At 28.0% G+C, this 18,185-nt stretch carries 18 protein-coding genes; 1 reads left to right on the forward strand and 17 read right to left on the reverse strand.

Annotated elements, in window-relative coordinates; translation table 11 throughout:
- Window positions 1-226: 226 nt before the first annotated feature.
- From ppdK to ABHC41_RS02265, 16 genes are all read right to left on the reverse strand, one after another.
- Window positions 227-2,851, reverse strand: coding sequence for a pyruvate, phosphate dikinase (gene ppdK, locus ABHC41_RS02190; protein ID WP_195236852.1), 2,625 nt, complete (start codon window positions 2,849-2,851; stop codon window positions 227-229).
- A 149-nt stretch (window positions 2,852-3,000) separates the two neighbouring features.
- A complete protein-coding gene (locus ABHC41_RS02195; RefSeq protein WP_092927015.1) occupies window positions 3,001-3,837 on the reverse strand; it encodes a pyruvate, water dikinase regulatory protein in 837 nt (278 codons plus the stop codon).
- A gap of 10 nt (window positions 3,838-3,847) precedes the next feature.
- Window positions 3,848-4,486: a helix-turn-helix transcriptional regulator gene (locus ABHC41_RS02200; RefSeq protein WP_092927017.1), complete on the reverse strand. Its 639-nt coding sequence runs from the start codon at window positions 4,484-4,486 to the stop codon at window positions 3,848-3,850.
- 373 nt (window positions 4,487-4,859) lie between these two features.
- Complete coding sequence (glyS, locus tag ABHC41_RS02205) at window positions 4,860-6,926, reverse strand: glycine--tRNA ligase subunit beta (RefSeq protein ID WP_195236851.1); 2,067 nt, start codon at window positions 6,924-6,926, stop codon at window positions 4,860-4,862.
- A 1-nt stretch (window position 6,927) separates the two neighbouring features.
- Complete coding sequence (gene glyQ / locus ABHC41_RS02210) at window positions 6,928-7,803, reverse strand: glycine--tRNA ligase subunit alpha (RefSeq protein WP_092927021.1); 876 nt, start codon at window positions 7,801-7,803, stop codon at window positions 6,928-6,930.
- Between the two features lie 208 nt (window positions 7,804-8,011).
- Window positions 8,012-8,647 (reverse strand): DUF4342 domain-containing protein, encoded by a 636-nt coding sequence (locus ABHC41_RS02215; RefSeq protein ID WP_242871345.1) that lies wholly within the window; start codon window positions 8,645-8,647, stop codon window positions 8,012-8,014.
- Window positions 8,640-9,413, reverse strand: coding sequence for a DNA repair protein RecO (gene recO / locus ABHC41_RS02220; RefSeq protein ID WP_092927023.1), 774 nt, complete (start codon window positions 9,411-9,413; stop codon window positions 8,640-8,642). Before recO ends, ABHC41_RS02215 begins: the two co-directional genes overlap by 8 nt.
- Window positions 9,379-9,534 (reverse strand): YqzL family protein, encoded by a 156-nt coding sequence (locus ABHC41_RS02225; RefSeq protein ID WP_092927025.1) that lies wholly within the window; start codon window positions 9,532-9,534, stop codon window positions 9,379-9,381. Before ABHC41_RS02225 ends, recO begins: the two co-directional genes overlap by 35 nt.
- 72 nt (window positions 9,535-9,606) lie before the next feature.
- Window positions 9,607-10,986, reverse strand: coding sequence for a magnesium transporter (gene mgtE, locus ABHC41_RS02230; protein WP_166504957.1), 1,380 nt, complete (start codon window positions 10,984-10,986; stop codon window positions 9,607-9,609).
- 14 nt (window positions 10,987-11,000) lie between these two features.
- Entirely contained in the window at window positions 11,001-11,891 is an 891-nt protein-coding gene (era, locus tag ABHC41_RS02235) for a GTPase Era (RefSeq protein ID WP_092927029.1), read from the reverse strand.
- 28 nt (window positions 11,892-11,919) lie between these two features.
- Window positions 11,920-12,333 (reverse strand): cytidine deaminase, encoded by a 414-nt coding sequence (gene cdd, locus ABHC41_RS02240; RefSeq protein WP_092927031.1) that lies wholly within the window; start codon window positions 12,331-12,333, stop codon window positions 11,920-11,922.
- Between the two features lie 344 nt (window positions 12,334-12,677).
- Window positions 12,678-13,394, reverse strand: coding sequence for a diacylglycerol kinase (locus ABHC41_RS02245; protein ID WP_092927033.1), 717 nt, complete (start codon window positions 13,392-13,394; stop codon window positions 12,678-12,680).
- Window positions 13,395-13,398: 4 nt separating this feature from the next.
- A complete protein-coding gene (gene ybeY / locus ABHC41_RS02250; protein WP_092927035.1) occupies window positions 13,399-13,860 on the reverse strand; it encodes an rRNA maturation RNase YbeY in 462 nt (153 codons plus the stop codon).
- Window positions 13,861-13,890: 30 nt separating this feature from the next.
- A complete protein-coding gene (locus ABHC41_RS02255; protein ID WP_195236850.1) occupies window positions 13,891-14,883 on the reverse strand; it encodes a PhoH family protein in 993 nt (330 codons plus the stop codon).
- Window positions 14,884-14,895: 12 nt separating this feature from the next.
- Entirely contained in the window at window positions 14,896-16,203 is a 1,308-nt protein-coding gene (gene yqfD, locus ABHC41_RS02260; RefSeq protein WP_092927039.1) for a sporulation protein YqfD, read from the reverse strand.
- Between the two features lie 12 nt (window positions 16,204-16,215).
- The gene (locus tag ABHC41_RS02265; RefSeq protein WP_092927041.1) at window positions 16,216-16,452 is read right to left on the reverse strand and encodes a YabP/YqfC family sporulation protein; all 237 of its coding nucleotides are present in this window, start codon (window positions 16,450-16,452) and stop codon (window positions 16,216-16,218) included.
- Between the two features lie 295 nt (window positions 16,453-16,747).
- Here ABHC41_RS02265 and ABHC41_RS02270 point away from each other — a divergent pair, with 295 nt between their 5' ends.
- Window positions 16,748-17,596, forward strand: coding sequence for a hypothetical protein (locus ABHC41_RS02270; protein ID WP_271892012.1), 849 nt, complete (start codon window positions 16,748-16,750; stop codon window positions 17,594-17,596).
- A 45-nt stretch (window positions 17,597-17,641) separates the two neighbouring features.
- Here ABHC41_RS02270 and ABHC41_RS02275 read toward each other — a convergent pair whose 3' ends face one another.
- Window positions 17,642-18,154 (reverse strand): HPF/RaiA family ribosome-associated protein, encoded by a 513-nt coding sequence (locus tag ABHC41_RS02275; protein WP_271892013.1) that lies wholly within the window; start codon window positions 18,152-18,154, stop codon window positions 17,642-17,644.
- Between the last annotated feature and the right edge of the window lie 31 nt (window positions 18,155-18,185).

Here is an 18,185-nt window from a genome sequence, read left to right on the forward strand (position 1 = left end):
TTTTAGTTAGTATGATTAAATCATATCATTTTTAGTATCTTCGCAAAGCTCTTTACTTGCGCTAATTAAAAAACTATGCATAAAATTTGTATTTTGTTTTCTAATAAATTTATATAGTTTGCATCTATATTGTTAATAATTATAATAAGGCATTAGTGTGTATAAAAATACAGGTTTGTGATATAATCACAAACCTGTATTTTTATAGATATTTTATTAAATTTATTTATTTTTCATTTTTTATTACTGCTTGTGCTGCTGAAAGTCTAGCTATTGGTACTCTATATGGTGAACAAGATACATAGTCTAATCCAGCTTTGTAACAAAACTCTATTGATGAAGGTTCTCCACCATGTTCTCCACATATTCCAAGCTTTATATTTGGCTTAACGCTTTTACCTAGTTTAGCTCCTAGCTCTATAAGCTTTCCTACTCCTCTTTGATCTAACACTTCAAATGGATCTTTTTCTAGTAACTCTCTATTTACATATTCGCCTAAGAATTTACCTGCGTCATCTCTTGAATATCCAAATGTCATTTGCGTTAAATCATTAGTACCAAAGCTGAAAAAGTCAGCTTCTTTAGCTATTTCATCTGCTGTTAAACAAGCTCTTGGTACTTCTATCATTGTACCTATTGTATAATCTATTTTCATATTTTCTTTTTCTAATATATTATCTATCGTTTCTTTTATATCTTCTTTTATAACTTTTAATTCTTTAGCTTCTCCAACTAAAGGTATCATTATTTCAGGCATTACTTTTATACCTTCTTTAGTAGCTTCTATTGCACCATTAATTATTGCTTTAGCTTGCATTATATATATCTCAGGGAAAGTTATAGCAAGTCTACAACCTCTATGCCCAAGCATTGGGTTAAATTCATCTAGATCTACTATTCTTCTTTTTATTTCACTAACTGAAACTTTCATTGACTCTGAAAGGCTTTTTATAGTTTCATCATCATGTGGTAAGAATTCATGTAGTGGTGGATCTAATAATCTTATGTTTACAGATTTACCATCCATTACTCTAAATATATCTACGAAGTCTTTTTGTTGCATTGGAAGTAATCTTTCAAGTGCTACTAGTCTTTGTTCTAATGTTTTAGAAAGTATCATCTCTCTTACTGCTGGTATTCTATCTTCGTCAAAGAACATATGCTCAGTTCTACATAATCCTATACCTTCGGCTCCAAACTTTATGGCAGCCTTAGCATCTCTTGGATTATCTGCATTAGTTCTTACCATTAAAGATTTATATTTATTTGCCCAATTCATTAATTTTTCGAAATTTCCAGTTAAAGATACTTCAGTTTTTTCTACCTTACCTATATATACACATCCACTAGAACCATCTAAAGATATATATTCTCCTTCTTTTATAACTACATCTTCAGTTCTTATTTCCTTGTTATACTCATCAACCTTTATGTCTGAACATCCTGCTACACAACATTTACCCATTCCACGAGCTACAACTGCTGCATGAGATGTCATTCCACCTCTTGCTGTAAGTATACCTTCTGCACATACCATACCTTCTATATCTTCAGGTGAAGTTTCAAGTCTTACAAGTATTGATTCTTCTCCCCTATTTTTAGCATCTACTACATCTTCTGCATTAAAGTATACTTTTCCACAAGCAGCACCAGGTGATGCTGGAAGTCCTTTTGCTATAACTATTGCTTCATTTAAAGATTTACTTTCAAATCTAGGATGAAGTAATTGATCTAATTGCTTAGGCTCAATTCTCATTATAGCTTCTTTTTCATTTATTATACCTTCTCCTACTAGGTCTACAGCTATATTTATAGATGCACCAGCTGTTCTTTTTCCACTTCTAGTTTGTAATATATATAATTTTTCATTTTCTATAGTAAATTCTATATCTTGCATATCCTTGTAGTGATTTTCAAGTATAGAAGTAATTTTCATAAATTCATCATAAGCCTTTGGCATCACTTCTTTTAGTGAAGATATGTCCTTTGGTGTTCTTATACCTGCAACAACGTCTTCACCTTGTGCATTCATTAAAAATTCTCCAAATATTTTATTTTCACCAGTTGAAGGATTTCTAGTAAATGCTACTCCAGTTCCACTAGTTTCTCCCATGTTTCCAAATACCATTGATTGTATATTTACTGCTGTTCCTAAATCACTTGGGATATCATTTAATTTACGATATACTATTGCACGTGGATTATTCCATGATTTGAATACTGCTTTTATAGCTAACATTAGTTGTTCTTTTGGATCTTGTGGGAATTGACTTTTTATTTCTTTTGTATATATTTCTTTATATTTTTTTACTAATTCTTTTAAATCTTCTACATTAAGTTCTGTGTCTAAAGTGTATCCTTTAGCTTCTTTTATTTTATCTAGGGCATTTTCAAATTTATATTTTGGTATTCCCATAGCTACATCAGAAAACATTTGTATAAATCTTCTGTAACTATCATATGCAAATCTTTCATTTTGAGTAGAATTTGCTAAAGCTACTACACTTGTATCATTTAAACCTAGATTAAGTATTGTATCCATCATTCCTGGCATTGAAAATACTGCACCAGAACGAACTGATAATAATAGAGGATTAATTTCGCCTCCTAATGTTTTTCCTTGCTTTTCTTGTAATTCTTTAAGCTTTTCTTCTATTTCATTTATTATATTATCACTTATAGTCTCATTATTTTTGTAATAATCATTACAAGCATCTGTGCTTATTGTAAAACCTTGTGGTACTGGTAGACCTATATTTGTCATTTCTGCTAAGTTAGCACCTTTACCACCTAAAACATATCTCATGTCTTTGTTACCTTCTTCAAAACTATAAACATATTTAGCTTCCATTATTTAACCCCCATCATTTTGTATTTTGGTTAGTTTAATATAATTAGCCTTTATGCATCTTAGTTAGTTTAATATAAGGTTTTATTTACTATAAATAACTTGTATTAAATTAACTAAGATGTTTTTAAGGTTTTTCTCTTTAAATTTAACTATCTATCACTATCTTTGTATATGTTTAATCCATTTTCTTTGATAATATCAAGAATTATTCCAGCTGTTTCTTCTATTGCTTTACTTGAAACATCTATTACTGGACATCCTATTTTTTTCATGACTTGTTCTGAGTAGTCTAATTCTTGTAGTATTCTATCTAAGTTAGCATAGTTTGCATTACTTGATAGTCCTAATGCTTTAAGTCTTTCTGCTCTTATTTGATTTAACTTCTCTGGAGTATTAGTAAGTCCTATTATTTTTTTATTATCTATTTCAAATACCTCTTTAGGTATAGGTATTTCTGGAACTAAAGGTACATTTGCTACTTTTATGTTTTTGTTTGCTAGATACATACTAAGTGGTGTTTTAGAAGTTCTAGATATCCCTACTAAAACTATATCTGATTTAAGTATACCTCTTGGGTCTTTACCATCATCATACTTTACTGCAAACTCTATAGCTTCTACTCTTTTGAAATAGCTTTCATCTAACTTTCTGATTATACCAGGCTCTCTTTTAGGTTTCATTTGAGTTTTATTTGCTATTTCTTTTAAAATTGGTGTCATTAGGTCTATATTACTTAAATTTTCTTTTTCACAGAATTTTTTAGTAACATTTAAAAGATTTTCGTCTACTAATGTATATACTATTATAGCATCTTCACTTTTTCCACCTTCTAAAATTTCTAATAAAAAGTTTTCATCCATAACATATGGGAATCTTCTTATTTCACACTCTTCACTAATTTTAAATTGAGAAATAGCAGCTTTTGTTACTTGTTGCGCAGTCTCACCTACTGAGTCTGATATAACATATATAATTAAATTTTTCATTTATTCCTCCTTAATTGTCAGCTAATTCTAGGAAAAATTTTGTTATATTAGTCTTAGATATCCTTCCTACTACCCTTAAGTTGTTTTTGTTATTTTCATCACGTTCAACAACAGGAATAGAATCAACTTCGTGTTCTATTATCTTTTTAGCTGCCAATACTATATCCTCATCTTGATTTATAGTAACTATGTTGGGCATCCTAGTCATTATCATGCCTATTGGCATATGATTTATATCACTAGCACCTATAGTAGCTTTAAGTAGATCTTTTCTAGAAACCACTCCACATAGTATGTCGTCATTATCTATTATGAATATACTTCCTACATCTGATAAGAACATATTGACTATAACTTCATATATACTCATATCTTTTTTTACTAATACAGGTAAACTCATGATGTCTCTTACTTTTTTGTCTTTTATGTTATTGCCTATTAAATTTAATTCGCTAACTCCAGAGTAAAAATATCCAACTTTAGGTCTTGCATCTAATATTCCTGTCATAGTTAATATGGCTAAGTCAGATCTTAGTGTAGCACGAGTTACGTTTAAATGAGCAGCAATGGCTTCACTTGTTATAGGCTCATTCTCTTTTACTATATCAATTATCTTTAATTGTCTATCATTAAGTTGAATAATAGTCACCCTCTTCCTTATGTGCTATACTTTATATTACTTTTTCTTTATATAGTATATTATATACCCATATATATGTAATTGTAAATCTTTTTGTTATACAATTCGCATACTTTTTATTATATTTATTATATACTATTTATTCTTTTGTATATATTAATGGTTTATATACTAAATAATGTAGCTAAATTGTTTATACTAAATCTATTATAATATAACATTGTATATATTAAATAGTTTTAATATATATTATTGATATTTTTTTAATTATTTTAATATTTATTATTTGTATTTTTTCCAAATAAATTATTTTGAATCTTTTTAGGAAAATGTTATTTAAAATAATATAGGGACTAAAAGTGTCCTCTTAGCCCCCGATATATTATTTATAAACTATTTTTGATAAATCACATATACTTAACATTGTATCATATATTTGTTTTAAAAGTCCTAGTCTATTGTTCTTTATAGCTTCATCCTTATCCATTACCATAACAGAATCAAACATATTATCTATTGATGGTCTTAGTGATGCAAATGCATCTAATGACTCACTATATCTCTTTTCACTTAATAAAGATTTTACGCTTTCTTTAACATTTTTAAATTCATTGTATAAAGCCTTTTCAGCATCTTCTACTAATAACTCTTCCTTCACTTCGCTAGAAGTAGCTTTTTGAGCTAATGTAGAAACTCTATTAAATGCTGTTAGCATTTCAACTAACTCATCTTTTTGTAGCCAATTATTAAGTTCTTCTGCTCTTATATACATATCACTTACATTGTCTATGTTTGCACTTAATACTGCATCTATAACATCATATCTTATTCCTAGTTCTCTAAATAAGTTCTTGATTCTTTCATTGAAGAATTCCATCATTTCATTAGCTACAGTTTGCTTGTCAAATTCTAAGTTTGTATAATTTTCTAAAGATATATCAACTAATGATTTTAGACTTATATCTAACTTTCTATCCATTAGTATATTTATAACACCTAATGCTTGACGTCTAAGTGCATATGGATCTTGAGATCCTGTTGGATGTATTCCTATTGCAAAAAATCCTGCTATAGAATCTAATTTATCAGCTATAGATAAAGCTATACCAGCATTAGTTTGTGGAAGTATATCTCCTGCAAATCTTGGTAAATAATGTTCAAATATTGCTTCACTAACAGCTTCATTTTCTCCACCAACTTTTGCATACTCTCTTCCCATTATCCCTTGAAGTTCAGTAAATTCAAATACCATTCCTGTTACTAAGTCAGCTTTACATAATTTAGCTGCTCTTTTAGTATCAGCTTCATCTTGACTTAATCCTAATAAATCAAGTATCTTAACGCTTAATTTTTCTATTCTTAAAGATTTGTCATAAACTGTACCAAGTTTAGCTTGGAATACAACACTCTTTAATTTTTCTATGTAACTTTCTAAGTCTTTTTTAGTGTCTTCTTTGTAGAAGAATAATGCATCTGCAAGTCTTGCTTCTAAAACTTTTTCGTTACCTTTTTTAACATTCTCTATTTTATAGTCATTACCGTTTCTTACAGCTATAAAGTTTGGTAATAATTTCCCATCCTTTAATACTGGGAAATATCTTTGATGTTGCTGCATTGGAGTTGTTACAACTTCTTTAGGAAGTTTAGCGTATTCTTTGTCAAACTCTCCATAAAAAGCTGTTGGATATTCAACTAAATGAGTTACTTCTTCTAGTAAATCTTCGTCAAATTCAATTTCTCCACCTAAAGTGTTAGCAACATTTATGCATTGTTCCTTTATTATAGCTTTTCTCTTATCTTGATCTAATATTACGAAGTTTTCTTCTAATTTAGTTAGATAATCTTCTAAAGAGTTAACTTCAAATTCACTTTGTCCTAAGAATCTATGTCCTTTAGTTACATTTGAAGATATTATACCTTCTAAGTCTATTTCTAGTACCTTATCATTTAGTAATGTAACCATCCATCTTATAGGTCTAGCAAATCTCATGTTTTTTCCACCCCAACGCATAGCCTTAGGGAATACTACCATCTTAACTGCTTGTGGTAATATAGTTTTTAATACTTCACTAGTCTCACAACCAGCTTGTCTTATTGTTCCAAATATATATTCATCTTTTCCAACAGTTTTAAATATTACGTCTTCTTCTTTTAAACCTTTACTTTTCATAAATCCAAGTGCTGGCTTTGTGAAATTTCCATCAGCATCTATTGCTATTTTTTTAGATGGACCTTTTACTTCTTCTTCTAAATCAGTTTGCTTATCACTTATACCTTCAACTATAAACGCTAATCTTCTAGGTGTTCCATAAGCTTTTATATCATCAAATTTTATTCTATTTTCGTTAAATAATTTTGTTAAGTTACCTTTGATTTGGTCTAATGTAGAACTTACAAATCTTGATGGTAATTCTTCAACTCCAACTTCAAATAAAAGATAGTTATTCATATTATTTTCCCTCCTTTATAAGCGGGTATCCCATTTCTTCTCTTTGCTTAACGTAAGCTGAAGAAACATTTCTAGCCATTGTTCTAACTCTTCCTATAAATGATGCTCTTTGACTTACTCCAACAGCTCCTCTAGCATCTAAAGTGTTAAATGTATGAGAACATTTTAACACATAATCGTATGCTGGTATTACAAGTCCTCTTTCTATAAGTCTAGTAGCTTCTTTTTCATATGTATCAAATAAATTAAATAACATATCTGCATCACATTCTTCAAATGCATATACAGAGTTCTCATATTCAGCTTGTCTAAATACATCTCCGTAAGTTAACTCATCATTCCACATTAAGTCATAAACACTATCTACTTCTTGTATATACATAGCAAGTCTTTCTAGTCCATATGTTATTTCTCCAGTTTCAAGTTCACACTCTATACCTCCAACTTGTTGGAAGTAAGTAAACTGAGTTATTTCCATACCGTCTAACCAAACTTCCCATCCAAGTCCCCAAGCTCCAACTGTAGTTGATTCCCAGTTATCTTCAACAAATCTTATATCATGTTCATTTGGATCTATACCTATTTCTTTTAAACTATTTAAATATAATTCTTGTATGTTATCTGGTGATGGTTTTAATATAACCTGGAATTGATGATGTTGGTAAAGTCTATTTGGATTTTCCCCATATCTACCATCCGCAGGTCTTCTTGATGGCTCTACATAGCAAACCTTCCAAGGCTCTGGTCCTAATGATCTTAAAAGAGTATTAGGGTTCATTGTACCTGCACCTTTTTCAACATCATAAGGCTGCATCATGATACATCCTTGCTTTGCCCAATAGTTTTGCAATGTAAGTATCATATTTTGGAAATTCATATGAATACCTCCTATAAATTTTTAATTTTATGTATATTGTTAAAACTATAATTTTTAGTTTAAGTCTTATTATAAGTTTTAAAATATAAATTCCTATATGCTTAACAAAGCCTTTCGAATTAACGAAAGGCCTTTAGTATATTTCAACTTTTAGAATAACAAATACTTGAATTTTTGTCAATCTTATTGAAAAATCATAATTTTATCTCTATTTGTTGTTATCTAAATTTGAATTGTCATATTCATTTATAAGCTCATCTGTTATGTCTTTGTCGTCTTTTTTGCTTTCCACTACAGTATCTTTTATCCCTTTAGCAGTATTACTTAGCATTTGCTTTAACATACTTAACTTTTCTTCATTTAATTCCCCTAAATCAACTATTGAACCATCTTGTTCATTTTGAATCATTATGTTATATTTTCCTATAACTGCAGCTGAAAGTCCAACTAATGTTACCAATGGACCAAGTGCTAAACCTACTACTCCTACTGTAAGAGGTATATTCATTATATTTTTACCATTTTTTTCTACTATAACTCTTATGACGCTACTTTTTTGAAGTAAATCTTTTACTTTATTTTTAAGTTCTTTCATATCTTCACTATCTTTTGAAAATACTTGTTCTACATTCTTTTTAACCTTTTTACTTTTACCACTAAAGCCTATCTGTCCTTCTAGAGATATTATCGCTTCTATAACATCTCCATTAGTTTTTGTTAATGCACTTTTAGCTTGTTCATACGTAGCACCTGGTACTCTTTGTATAACAGCATCTAGTTTTTCTATTGTAATATTTTCATTCACCATTATCCACTCCCTTATAATTATTCTAAACTTACTCATTCAAATCTTCTTTTGAAGATTTTTTCATTTCTCTTAACATGTATAAAGATTTTTGATTTATATTATCTACATGTACCGCTAAGTATTGTTTTAGTATTTTTTCTAGTTCATATATGATATATTTAGATACTTTAGCTTTGGAACATCTTAATATATCATTTGATAATATATATTCCATTAATTTTAACGTTGTTACATCTATACTTATGTTGTCTTGTACATTTTCACTACAACTACTACATAATGCTCCACCTTCGTATACATTAAATGCTGGTGATTTTAAGTCTCTAGTACCACATATTGAGCACCTGTTTATTATTGGTCTAAGACCTATATAATCTAAAAATTTTAATTCAAATACATGTGTTACAAATTTCTTGTCTACATCAACTTGAGTATATAGATATAAAGTTTGTGCAAGTAGTATAAATAACCTATTGTTAGTTTGATTTTCTAAGGTTGAGTTTTCTACTAACTTAGTTATATAGGTAGCATAAGAAAATGCATCTATATCGTAGGATATATCATAAAAACTTTTTATAATATCACTTTGACTTACCCTATACATACTTCCTTGTTTTCTTAATGTATAATTACAATAAGCAAAAAGCTGCGAAGATGAAAGTAGAGCGCTCTTGTTTTTTTTAGCTCCTTTTGCTAATGCTGATACTTTTCCAAGCTTTCTTGTAAATAGAGTTAATATAACATCGTTTTCTTCATATCTTACTGCCTTAAGTACTATCCCCTGGGTGTTCAATACTATCATAGTCTGTTTCTATCTCCCTCATAGTTTCTACTTCTTCATTTAGTGTTTTATAATCTTTTAAATATAAATAGGCTTCTATATTGCCTGTCTTTTTAAAAATTTCCCAACATAAATTGTTCATTTTTAAAAAACCCCCTTCTTACAGTTATATTTATATTTTAAGTAAGAAGAGGGTAAATCATACATTAACTTATTAAACAATTTTTGCCAAAAGCAAAGTTGTTATCATTAAATATATAGCAATTCCTACTATATCAAGAAGTGTTGCTATTATTGGTGCTGATATTATTGATGGATCAACATCCATTTTTTTAAATAAAAATGGCATAAATGCACCTATCATAGCTCCAACTATCATGTTTATAAATAGAGATAAGGATACTACTAACACTATATCTATGTCCCTCATAAATATAAATATTACTATTCCTATTAATATACTACATATTATTCCTGTTATAAGACCTACCATACCTTCTCTTATAACATTTTTAAATTCTAAATCTTTATTCGAAAGAACCATAACAGCAAGTGCTGATGACTGTGTTCCAATGTTTCCTCCCATACCTATAACAACAGGTATAAAAAATACTAAAGATGCATAAGTTGGGTTCATTATAAAATCTAAATTAGAAAATATTACCATAGATAATAATCCACCAAGTAAAGTTATTATAAGCCATGGAATTCTCGCTCTAACTGATGATATTATTTGTTCTTTTGATGTTGGATTAACTTTTTCTACAAAGTCTCTTTCTTGTTCCGAAGTACCTGCAAATTTATACATATCTTCACTTGCTTCTTCTTCCATAACATCTATTATATCATCTACTGTTATTATTCCTTTAAGTCTTTTTTGTCTATCTATTACTGGTATTGCTATTAGATTATACTTAGATACTAATCTTACAGCCTCTTCTCTATCTTCATCTACATATACAGATATTATGTTTTCACTCATTAGATCTTCTATAATGCTAGAATCTCTAGCTGTTATTAACTCTCTTAGAGATAGTACTCCCACTAGCTTTTCAGCATTATCAACTACATATATATAATATATTGTTTCTGCTTCCTCAGCATGACTTCTCATATGTTCAATTGCTTCTTTAGCAGTCATGTCTTTATTTACTTCTATGTATCCAGTGGTCATTATACCACCTGTAGACTCTTCTTCATATATTAAAAGTTCTTTTATATCATCTGCATCTTCTTTACTTAGAAGTTCCATTATATTTTCTATCTCGCCTTCTTCAAGCTGACTTAAAATATCTGCCATATCATCCAAAGACATTAATTCTAAGATATTTTTTCTATGATCAATATCTATCTTAGATAAAGTACTACTGAAAAACTGAGCATCACTTTCTTCTAATATAGATGCTGCTACATCAAGGGGAAGTACTTCAAATAATTTTATTTTCATATCTTCCTCTAAATGTTCCATAATATCAAAGATATCAATTGTATGATATTCTTCTAATAATTCTCTTAATTCTAGTATTTTATTATTTTCAATTAAACTCTTGACTTCGCCCAACAAATCCTGGGAAGCATCCTGTTTCCTATCCATATAATCCACCTTTATTATTTATCAGTATATCCAAAGTTACTCACATAATTTTGTAAGTTTCTCCAGTTTTCTTTTACCTTTACCCATAATTGAAGATTTGCCTTAGAACCTAATAATAGTTCCATATCTTCTCTTGCTGATTTCCCTATACCTTTTAATTTTCTTCCATTCTTACCTATTATTATACCCTTATGAGATTCTCTTTCACAATAGATAACAGCTGATATATCAACAATTTCTTTATCTTTTCTTGATTTCATTTTTTCTATTTCAACTGCAACTCCATGAGGAACTTCATCATGAACATAGTGTAATACTTTTTCTCTTATAAGTTCAGCTACTAACACTCTTTCTGGTTGATCAGTTATCATGTAGTCTGGGAAGTACTTTGGTCCTTCTTCTAAGTAAGTTTTTATTACTTTTATAAGCTCTTTTATGTTTCTTCCCTTAAGTGCTGATATTGGCACTATTCCTTTAAACACATTTTCTTTGTGATACATTTCCATTAATTCAAATAGTTCATCTTCTTGTAATTGATCTATTTTGTTTAATACTAATATAACTGGTCTCTTTACATTTCTTAATTCTTCTATTATTTTTCTGTCTCCAGGTCCTATCTTTTTAGAATCATCCACAACAAATAATACTAAATCAACATTTTTAAATGCATCAGTTGCTGATTTAACCATGAATTCTCCTAATTTATTTTTAGGTTTATGTATACCTGGCGTATCTAAGAAAACTATTTGAGCTTCTTCATCCGTATATACTGCTTGTATTGTATTTCTTGTAGTTTGAGGTTTATCACTCATTATAGCTATTTTTTCTCCAACCACATTATTCATTAAAGTAGACTTACCAACATTTGGTCTCCCTACTATACTAACAAATCCTGATTTAAACATATAAATGTCTCCTGTCTTTTCTTTTGTTTTATTTATGATTATCTACAAAGTCTATTCCTGAGAAATAGTGAGGAACTAACTCTTTTATAGTTGTTTCCTTTATAGTTCCTTCAGAATAACCTGTTATTATTCTTATATCTAACCCAAATTCTATTATAACCTGTCTGCATATTGCACATGGGTATGTTGATTCATTTTTTTCAGAGTTATCACTAGCTACTGCTATTGCTTCTATATCTCTATGTCCTTCTGATATAGCTTTAAATATTGCTGTTCTCTCAGCACAGTTAGTAGCTCCAAAAGATGCACACTCTACATTACATCCTGTGAATACTTTTCCATCTTTAGTTAAAAGAGCTGCTCCAACTCTAAACTTTGAATATGGAGAATAAGAATGTTTTCTCGCTTCTTCTGCTATTTTTAATAATTCTTTATTATTCATAATATATGCCTCCTGATATATCTTATAAATCTATATTATAAAATATATATAATAAATATTCTTATTTCCGTATTTTATATTTAATATATTTATTTAGTACCTTACATTATAACACAAAATTGATAATTTAAGACTTATTTTTTAATAAAATACTCTTAATTTGAGTACTTTAATATATATTTTATATTATTTACAATATATTTTTGTATCTGCCTAATTTCTGCTTTTTAATTCAATATATCTATTAATATAATCAATATACATAACTTACTCATAATATAGGTAGTTAAAATGAAATATAAAAAGAGCCTCCCTAAAAAGATTAAAAGAAGACTCTTATATATTTAATAAAACCATCCTATTTGATATACTGCTAACCCCACTAAAACTCCTAATATTGATCCTGCTACTGTTTCCCAAAATGTATGTATCTTTCCTTCAATTCTACTTTGTGCAACTAAAAACGCCATTAAATATGATAGCGTGGATTGTATAAGTCCACCTGTCATCATAGTTATCATTGTAGCCATTGCAAATGCTAATGCTGAATGTCCGCTTGGCATTCCACCTTTTAGTGGTGTTCCTGTATTTGTCAAGGTTTTTACTACTACAACTGCTATTAAAACTACTACTATACATATTAAAGTTATATGAAGTTCTGACCTTCTTATAGAGTTTATCAAGTTTTCAGCCGGTTTTGATATTTTATCATAAAACACTAAATAGCCTACTACAACTGAATTTAAAGTAGCTATTAATACTCCTCCAGCTGCTACGTCTTTTGATATTTTAGCTAATGGATGATGTTCTTCTGTTACCATGTCTATAGCTTTTTCAATAGCCGTATTAAACATTTCTGATATTACAACTAAGCTTATAGCCATAATTAAAGCTATCATCTCCATTCTAGAAGGCTTAAAAAACATACTAGCTACGAGTACTATTACAGCAACACAATAATGTATTTTCATATTTCTTTCTGACTTAAATGTATATAATATACCTTCTATAGCTACATTAAATGCCTTAACTATCCCCTGACGTTTTTTTGTCCCCTTCATAAACTTACTCCCTTGTTATACTTAACTTATTTAGTATATGCTCTTCCTTTTGTCTCATTTCTTTTGTATTTTCGTCAGTATCATGATCATATCCTAAAAGATGGAACATGCTATGACATACTAAAAAACATACTTCTCTTTCAAAGCTATGATTGTATTCTATACTTTGTTCAAAAGCTCTTTCTAAAGATACTACTATATCACCTAGTGATTTTTCTTCTAATTCTATATCAAAATCATCTTCACTTATCATTGGAAAAGATAACACATCTGTTGGTCTATCAATCCCTCTAAATTGCTTGTTTAACTCATGTATTTCTTTGTTGTCTACAAAAGATAAACTAACTTCATAATCATCGTCATATCCTTCATAGTCCAAACATTCTAATATGATATCTTTTATTTTCTCTATTAATTCTTCACTTATGTCCATTTTATCTTGTCTATTATCCATTATTAATTCCATTTTATTCACTTCTTCCTTAGTTATTTTCTTTTACTTTTTTTTATCTTTTTTGCTTTCTTTCTTATCTAATTCCTTATTGTCAAATCTATCATAAGCTCTTATTATTCTTTGAACTAATTCATGTCTTACTACGTCTTTGTCTGTTAATCTTATACTTCCTATTCCTTCTACTTTATCTAGTACTTTTATAGCATGAAGTAATCCACTTTTACTTTTTCTAGGCAAGTCTGTTTGAGTTAAGTCACCATTTACTACTGCTTTAGAGCCATATCCTAGTCTTGTTAAAAACATCTTCATTTGTTCTGGAGTAGTGTTTTGAGCTTCATCTAGTATTATAAAGGCATTATCTAATGTTCTACCTCTCATAAATGCTAAAGGTGCTACTTCTATAGTTCCTCTTTCTAAATATTTGCTAAACTTTTCAGGACCTAGCATATCAAATAATGCATCATATAATGGTCTTAAATATGGATCTACTTTATCTTTTAAATCCCCTGGTAAAAAACCTAAACTTTCGCCTGCTTCTACCGCTGGTCTTGTAAGTATTATTCTACTTACTTCATCCTTTTTAAAAGCTTTAACAGCCATTGCTACTGCTAGATATGTTTTACCTGTTCCAGCTGGCCCTATTCCAAAAGTTATATCATTTTTCTTTATTAAATCTATATATGTTTTTTGACCAAGAGTTTTTGGCCTAACAGGATTACCTTTTTTAGTTAATACTATAGTTTCTTCTAGGTCTTTTATCTTTTCTTCACTACCTTCAAATAAAAGAGATAAAGAATAAGATATACTTTGCTTGTCTAAATGTTTTCCATTTTGTACTGTTGAATGTAGTTCATCCATTAGTCTTAAGGCTTTTTCTACATATTTTTCTTCACCCATTAAAACTATATTGCCTTCTCTTAATATTACATCTATATTTAAAGCATCCTCTATCAATTTAATATTTTCATCAAAGTTACCAAATAATTCTCTTTCAAACTTCTCTTCTGATACTATAAATTTCTTTTGTACTATCAATTTACGTCCTCCTTAGTTTGTATTTGAATTTTTATCTTTTTCTTTGCTTTTGTCATTTTCTTCTTTATCTTTATCTTCAAATTCATTTCTTATATCATTAATCGGTCTTTTATCAGGATTTTTAGGAATTTCTTCCTCTGACTCATTTTTTTCACTTTCTTTTATATATTCCTCTGCTTCTGACTTGCTAAGTGCGTAAGTATGCGCAATATTCTCAGTTGTTTGTACTGTTAACACATATTCTAACATATTATTTTTATTTACTTTATAATCATGGTCTACTTTTATGATTCTAGCTGATGGAGGTATAATATATTCTATTTCTTTTTGAGCCCTTTCTGATATTTCTTTTTTCAATTCTTCTTTATTCTTGCTTATCTTTTTATTCTTAGCTTCATAGAAAGTACTTACTTCAATTTTTATAGGAAAAGTATAATCTCCTATAGATAATTTATGTGTTTTGTTTTCTATAATATAATCCTTATACTTTATATTTCTCCTTAATGTATATTTTTTATCATAGAAACTTATGGTATATACTCTTTTTTTATTTCCTGTTTTTTCTTTTATAGTATCTTCATAGCTATCAGTTTTTTTAACTTCATAAAAAGTTGTTGCCCATATTTCAGGGAGAGACTTTGTATTTGCGCCACTTACTAACACATCTCCCTTTTTTACTATATCTCCAGGATTTACACTTGGGTTTCCACTTCTTGGTATTACCTTTTCTATTATACCATTTTTACTAGCAATTATATTACAATAATTTGAATCTTTAGTAGATTTTAGAGTTTCTGCTTTTTTCGTTACAGTTACAAATATATTTGTACCTTTAACATTTATAGATATGTATGCTATATCATTAAATTCTAACATTATATGGTCTCTTATTTCTTTTCTATCAATATTCTTTTTATAAACTCCAGGCTTTAGTCCTGCATTATATAGCTCTTTTCGTACATCATCTTTGTTTATCCCTTCTGGAACCTTTATGTATATATCTGTTACAAATTGAGATGTCATAATAAGTAAAAACAACGATATTATAGCACAAATCCACATTCCCTTTAATTTATAGATTCTCTTAAGTATAAAGGGTACACCTGTTTTTTGCTTTACCTTTATATCAAAATTATTTCCCCTATAAGCTCTTTTTAAATCCTTCATATCTTCTCTATTTACACAAAATTCTATTTTAGTCTTACTTATTCTTTTTACATTATAAACTTTTACATTACTTCTTATTAAAAGGTTTATAAACTTTTCTATCTCCACTCCCTCTACACTTATAACATAATATCCCCTTATATAGCTTATCATACGTATTTCCCCCTAATCTATATATTCTACTGTGTATATAACTCCTTTTACACCTATTTCTTCTTCTTGTATATATTTAAGTGAAAGATCACTTCCACATATTTTTATTGTTTTTTCTCTAGTTTTTATTTTTATTAAATCTGATTCATAGGTGATTATAGATATATAATTTTCTATACTTACGAAGGTATTTGAAATTATAGTAACTGTTGGTTTATTTACTAACAATTCTTCTGAAATATCTATCATACTATTCCTCCTTAATTTTTTTACTTATTTTTCTTTTATGGAATTTAAGCCTAATAACTCAATACTAATATGATTATTTTTTTATTTAAATAAAGTCAGCGTGTAAACTTATAATATCTATTTGAATAAAATATCTATATATTTATGTTATTAAAAAAGAGGTGATTAAATGAAAAATATTTTTGTAAAAATCATACAAAATTGCATTTACCTAGATATATATTTAAGCTATCTCATAGATTATTCTTATTCGATTGATACGTTAACTTCTATAAAAGAGGAAAATAGTAGGAATATGAAGCTACTCTCTCAACTTTATAAAAATATATATCATAATTCTCTAGATAATGAATTTATCAGAACAACCAATTCATTATCCATAAATGAGGTAGATTTAAATTCTATACTTATACTTAGCTTTAATATACTTTCCGATCTAAAACGTTTAAAAAAATATGCAATAAGTAATTATTCGAAAAATATACTTACATCTCTTAATAATAGTTATTTTAATTTAATTTCATCTATGCAATCTTTATATCCATTAATTAAACCTAAATCTAAAATTAACTTAAGAAATTCTTATAATTTATCAAATGATTCACGCATATTAAATATATGCGAAAAAACAAAAGATGATACTTTAGATACTACTTCCGATGAATATTTACGTTTTCTTTGTATAAAAACTATAAATGCTATATTTGATGATTCTCTTTGTGAAGAATCTATAATAGATGAAGATTTTGATATATTTTTCGATAATAATGATGCACTTAAGTTTTATCAGTATTTTTTTAAGACTAAAAATAAAATTTACAAAATAAGAATTTCTAAAAAAGATAATAAAATATTTTATATCTATCAGCGACCATATTTTAATTTAAAAATTCTTCCTATTCAAAGCAAAGATTTTTATCAAAAAATAGTTGATGAATTTTTGAAAAATAAATTAAGTAATTCTTCTAATGATTTATACTATGATAAAAACTATATAAAAACTTATCAATATGATAATATAATTGAAAGTTATACATTTAAATATGATTATAAACATAATAATCTTAATAAAAGTTTATATATAAATATAAATACTCTTAATTCTCTAGTATATGAGTTGCTTCTTCTAGAGAATAAAATATAAAAAATACTGAGAAAAATCTCAGTATTTTTTATAAGCTACATATCTTTATTCATGCTCTATTAATCCATACCCACCATTTTTCCTTTTATATACAACATTTATTTCATAATTATCTTGATTTCTAAATATAAAAAAATTATGTCCTAAAAGTTCCATCTGAAGTACTGCCTCTTCTATGCTCATAGGTTTTAGATTGAATTTTTTTCTTCTTTTTATTATTATTTCATCATCTTCTTCAACTTCTTCTGAGCCTTTTATTATTAATGGGTCTGTACTAAATTTCAATTTTGATTTATACCTTATTAGCTTGCTATATACTTTTTCAAAGGCAGCATCTACTGCAGAGTACAAGTCTTCATTTATACTTTCCACTTTTCCAATATTTACATTATCTTCACTCATTAAAACCTCAATGTTATACATGCTTTCATCTTTTTCTATAATAACTTTGACACATCCATCTTCTAAAGAGCTTTTTAACTTATCAAACTTTGAATTAATATACTCTTTTATACCATCCCTTAATTCTACATTTCTACTACATATACTACGTTTCAATCAAATCCTCTCCTTAAAGTCTAATAAAATG

The organism is Romboutsia sp. 1001216sp1 (assembly GCF_039841805.1).
Taxonomy (GTDB): domain Bacteria; phylum Bacillota; class Clostridia; order Peptostreptococcales; family Peptostreptococcaceae; genus Romboutsia_C; species Romboutsia_C hominis.